This is a genomic window from Stieleria sp. (assembly GCF_041595215.1).
GTDB classification, from domain to species: Bacteria; Planctomycetota; Planctomycetia; order Pirellulales; family Pirellulaceae; genus Stieleria; species Stieleria magnilauensis.
The window spans coordinates 1-3,871 of sequence record NZ_JBFHKV010000850.1 but is presented as its reverse complement, the minus strand read 5'-3'; the positions used below and the strand labels follow the sequence as shown (position 1 = coordinate 3,871).

Annotated in this window: 2 protein-coding genes; one reads left to right on the top strand and one right to left on the bottom strand. The window is 60.4% G+C overall.

Annotated elements, in window-relative coordinates:
* Positions 1–1,665, bottom strand: a 1,665-nt coding sequence (locus ABX749_RS25155) for a glucuronate isomerase (RefSeq protein ID WP_372898423.1), incomplete at its 3' end; no start/stop codon positions are given.
* A 292-nt stretch (positions 1,666–1,957) separates the two neighbouring features.
* On the opposite strand from ABX749_RS25155, the gene ABX749_RS25150 reads away from it, so the two are divergent.
* Entirely contained in the window at positions 1,958–3,661 is a 1,704-nt protein-coding gene (locus ABX749_RS25150) for a S1C family serine protease (protein ID WP_372898422.1), read from the top strand.
* The last annotated feature ends 210 nt before the right edge of the window (positions 3,662–3,871 follow it).

The following is a 3,871-nucleotide window of genomic DNA, read 5'->3' as shown; positions in this document are numbered from 1 at the left end:
GGTCGCGTCAAAACCGCTCGACGCATCCTCCAGCACCACGTCGGGCACCTCCGCCGAATCGACTTCTTCGGCGGTCGGAATCGGATCCAAGAAACCCAACTCGTCGTCCGAATCGATCGTTTCGGCCAACTGCCCGACCGATCCAAAGGAATCCGAGCCGACGGTGCGGTCGGAATCATCGGTGACCGTCGCGAACCCATCTTGCTCGTCACTTTCGTCGGAGTCGCCGGCCAGGAACGCGGACAATTCAGAATCCTCGTCCGCCAACCCGCTGTCACCATCATCGCCCGACGAGCCGACCACGATCGGTGACCCGCTTGTTCCGCTGGCGATATCCAGGGATTCGGCGTCGATCAGCGGAGACTGAAAGACTTCATCCACATTCCCGCGCAACACCTGACGCCCCAATTGAATCTCCTTCTCTTCACTCCATCCGTTCTCGCCGACAAACTCTTCGGCCAGCACGCGTGCCAGGATGCGTCGGTACATGTCAAACTTGGGCAACACGAATTCCAACTTGTACGCGTCGCTGTAGTAGGCGATTTGCTTGTTGCGTGGCACCGCTTCCAAGCGGGCTGCCGCATCGCGATGGATAAACGACGGCGTGTTGCTGTACCACCAGTGCCCGTTGGTCAACACGTTGGGAAAGATCCAACTGTAACTGACCAATTCCTGGTTGGTCACGCTGGCCAACACCGAGATCGGAAACTTGACCTTGGGGAACGCGTTGAACAACTCGCGATACTGAATCAACGAAACCCGGCTGTCGTACAGGTCTTGTCCCTGGTAAACCCCCGATGGATAGACGCCTCGGTTGACACCGATCATCAAATCAAATGGCAACCCGTACTGATCACACAATTCCGCGAGCGTCCAAAAGACGCGCCGCGAGAGCGAGTCGCGTTGCGACGCTTCGGACTGACTGTCGTGGCGCAGGACATGGTCGAGTGCGTTTTGGGCTTCGCCGTCGCCGACCATCGAGGGTTGGAAACTCGGCGGGATGGAGATCGCACAGGCACGTGCGCCGTGCGCGACGAAGTGTTCGAAACGTTGCTCCAGGGCCGCCCGCAGCGAGGACAAGGTTCCATCGAGCGGCACGCCGCTGCAACGCTCCAGACGTTGGCGGACTTCGGGCTTGGCCAGATGAAACACCAGGTCGTCGGTGCGTAGACAGGGAATGTAGGTGCTCGAATCAAAGCCTTCCAATTCATCGTCGAAGTCGTTGGTCAGAAACACCGCTTCGACGTTGCTTTTGTCCAACACGGTTTGCGCCCAACCGGCGCCGTTCATCTTTTCTTCCGCGGTGTCGAACAACGACTCCCAATTGTCCGGCGTGATCGCGTCATCGGTGAAATCAAAAAACTCGCGACAGATCTGGATCAACCAGTGGTAATTGGCGGTGTTGGTGATGTTGCCCAGACCGTGAACCATGCGGCCGACCAGCTCGCGGGGCGAAATCCCCGGCTCCTCGATCTCCTGTCGCGGCATCCCCGCCGAGTGGACCAGCTCGGTGTAATAGTGGTAACCCAGAATGTCCGCCAGCGTGCTCGAGGCAGGCGAATACGGGTTGATGTGGGTGTGGGGATCGATCAGACGAATGGCGGAGATTGCCTGGTAAATCGTCTCGCGAGCCGACGATAGATCACGTGCCGCTGAAGAAGCCATAAGGGATTCGAATCCGAGAAAGACAGAGAGGCGGTCAATTTTGATTGCGTCGCACACCCGCGGCCACGGACCGCCCTTGGACGGCCCCGGTGCGGTCGTACGTCGCCGGGAAACACCCGCCAATTGTCACGCAAACCCGGGCCGAAGGCGAGCCACCCGGACCGGTTTTTCCGCCCGCCGGGAGGGATTTGGTCGCGTTTTCGTCAAAAAAACTTGCCGATTGGTAATCCTGTCGCGCTAGAATAGGGCCATTCCAACTTCCGTCCGTTTGCGTGTGGGACCGAGCTCCATTATGGATCGACCGCCAGAAGGCCCGCAGGCTGAAAAGCCATCCGACGAAATCCCGATTGCCGAAATCCAGATTTCAACGACGCAAACCCCCGACAGCGACCTGCTACCTCAGGACCAGCTCGAACCCGAACGCCTGCCGTCGGTCGAGGACACGCAGGCGGCCCCGCAAAGTGGCTCGCCAAGTGGTTCCAGCGCCGACGAACCGTCCGCCACGCCGATGACGCATCGGCTTGAGAGCGAAGCCCCCGAGCCGACCCGGACCGTGATCTTCCATCGCTTTCACCCCAAAACGTCAGGCCCCGCCCGACCACACTTCGATCTCGACGTAGATGCGACTGATGACGACGCGACCATAGAGGACGCAGCAGGAACGGCGTCGGACGACACCCTTTCCGACCGGTTCATTTTCGGCACATCACCCCCACCCGTTCCATCCCAGCCCGTCTCACTCGGTAGTGCCTCCCAGGAATCGTGCGCCGACATCACCGACATCGATGTGTCGGACATCGTGGTCAGCCACGAATCGGACCTGCATTCGACCGCGACGAAACACCGTCAGCACGCGCGGCGAAGCGACCCGGTGCGACACGGCATGGTGATGCTGGTGACCGTGCTGGTGATGTTGGCTGCAGCCCGTTACATCCTGCCGGGGATTGTCGAAGAGATCCGGTACGCACAACATCGCGGACAGCTGCGGGCCGAATTCGAAGTCGCCGGCGAGGGATTGAAAAACGTCTCGCTCGACACGCTCAGCCAGGCCTACCAGATGGTCAACGCGGCGGCCGGACCCAGCGTCGTCCACATCGACATCCATCGCACCGCACACGAAGCGGTCGCCCACCACGATGTCCCCGGTGCGCCGGCGATCTTGATCTCCGACCAGGGCAGCGGAGTGGTGGTCGATGCCGACGGCTACATCCTGACCAATCGCCATGTGGTCGCCGGCAGCGACCAGATCTCGGTCACGCTCAGCGATGGCCGAACCGTCGATGCGATGATCATCGGCACCGACGAACTGACCGACCTGGCCGTGCTGAAAGTGAACGCCGATCGTTTGATGCCGATCCCGTGGGGCGACAGCGAGCGGATTCGAGTCGGCTCTCCGGTCTGGGCCATCGGCAGCCCCTTCGGACTGGACCGCACCGTCACCTTCGGCATCCTCAGCGGCAAACACCGCGTGGTCCGCGCCAAAGACCGCTATCAAGATTTCATGCAAAGCGACGTGGCGGTCAATCCCGGCAACAGCGGCGGCCCCCTGGTCGATTCACGGGGCACATTGATTGGCATCAACACCGCCATCGTGGGCGACACCTACCAGGGCGTCAGTTTTGCCATCCCCAGCGGCATCGCCAAAAAAATCTACCTGCAGCTGCGTGAGAAAGGATCGATCGAGCGGGGCTGGCTGGGCGTTTCACTGGTCGAGGTTCCCGACGACCAGCTACAAAGCCAGAACCACCGCATTCGCGGCGCGATGATCGCTGCACTGGCCGACCAAAGTTCCGGTGCCGCGCGGGCGGGGTTGAAATCGGGAGACTTGGTGATTTCGCTGGACGACCAAAAAGTGCGTGACGTCGATCATCTGATGCAATTAATCGGAAACGCGATGGCCGGCACGGCGATTCACCTGAGCGTCATCCGCGACGGCCAACCATTGGAATTTGACGTCCTGCTCGGCCGACGCCCGCCGCCGTTGGATGTTCGCTAGAGCTCTGGCCACATTTAATGTTGGGGTTGCGTCTGTCGAGCGGAAAAGGCGTCAGACTGTAGCGTGCCGAACGATGCAACGATTACTGGGCCCACGGATGGCAGCGCGAACCCACGGATGTCAGAGTGCAAAATATCCGTGGGTTATATCCGTGGGTTCGCGCTGCCATCCGTGGGGATTGTTTTCGATCGTTCGTCCGCTGAAATGGCT

Coding starts and splice junctions, on each gene's coding strand:
- ABX749_RS25150 (WP_372898422.1), top strand. CDS start 1,958: ATGGATCGACCGCCAGAAGGCCCGCAGGCTGAAAAGCCATCCGACGAA.